This window comes from Vibrio sp. TRT 17S01 (genome assembly GCF_050113695.1).
GTDB lineage: Bacteria > Pseudomonadota > Gammaproteobacteria > Enterobacterales > Vibrionaceae > Vibrio.
This window is the reverse complement of the sequence record NZ_JBNJOG010000056.1, coordinates 1-1140: the sequence shown is the minus strand read 5'-3', so window position 1 is coordinate 1140 and position 1140 is coordinate 1. Positions and strand designations below refer to the sequence as shown.

At 42.5% G+C, this 1140-nt stretch carries 1 protein-coding gene; it reads left to right on the top strand.

Annotated elements, in window-relative coordinates:
* Positions 1-221 precede the first annotated feature (221 nt).
* On the top strand, positions 222-1140 hold a 919-nt coding region (locus ACQEXS_RS22445; RefSeq protein WP_427015272.1), incomplete at its 3' end, for an IS110 family transposase.

Here is a 1140-nt window from a genome sequence, read left to right as displayed (position 1 = left end):
CTTGTATGGATAATTTCCCTATCCAATTCACCAGTTTCGGGTAATGTGAGACCCAGGCTTTAGCTGCAACTAAAGCTTTCCATGTAGTAGTTCGATTGAACGCTGGCTCCTCAGTTGAGAGACCGATAACAAACAAGAACGCTACATAGGACTCCAAGCACCACACTCGAATAGTCGACTGGGTCTCGAACCCGCATTACGCAAGCATGAGTTAGCTTATTATGAATACGAAAATCAATCAAAGTATCAATGTTGGAGTTGATACAGGTAAAACACAATTAAACATTCACGTTAGGCCTCTAGAGATATTCTTCTCGGTAGAAAACACCGACAAGGGCATCAAAGAAGCACTAAAAGTCATCAAAAAATACAATCCTGAACGAATCATTATCGAAGCAACCGGACGTTTAGAAATGCCGTTTGTTTTGGCCTGTGTTGAAGCGAAATTACCAATCGTTCGCGCAAACCCAGTCCATATAAAACGATTCGCTGGCGCAATTGGGCGCAGAGCCAAGAACGATCGTTTAGACGCAGAGCTGATTGCTCATTATGGTGAAGCCATTAAACCTGAACTCACCATCATTAAAGCGAAAAACATACGTTTAATGAGTGACTTAGTTATTAGGCGCAATCAGCTTCTATCAATGCAAACGATGGAGAAAAACCGAATGCAAATCCTGCCCAAGGCTCTACATTCGACCATCAAACCAATGCTTACAGCAATGAAAAATCAAATCACAAAGCTAGAAGAAAAACTCGTAAGGCTCATTGAAGATAGTCCTGAGTATCAAGCTAAAAATACTATCTTGCAAAGTGTGCCCGGCATTGGAAACATCGCTGCTGCATCGATAATTAGCAACGTCCCTGAATTGGGTTATATCACGAACAAGCAGGCAGCTTCACTGATAGGTGTAGCGCCGATAACTCGCGAAAGTGGGCGATATAAAGGCAAGCGAGTTATCCAAGGAGGGCGGGCTCAAGTACGAACTGTTTTATATATGGCGATGATGTCAGACATGCAATGTAATCCGGTTTTTAAGGCGACTTACACACTACTTGTTGAAGCTGGGAAACCTAAGAAAGTTGCGATCATTGCCTGCGTACGAAAGATGGTAGTAATACTAAATTCGATGTTAAGAG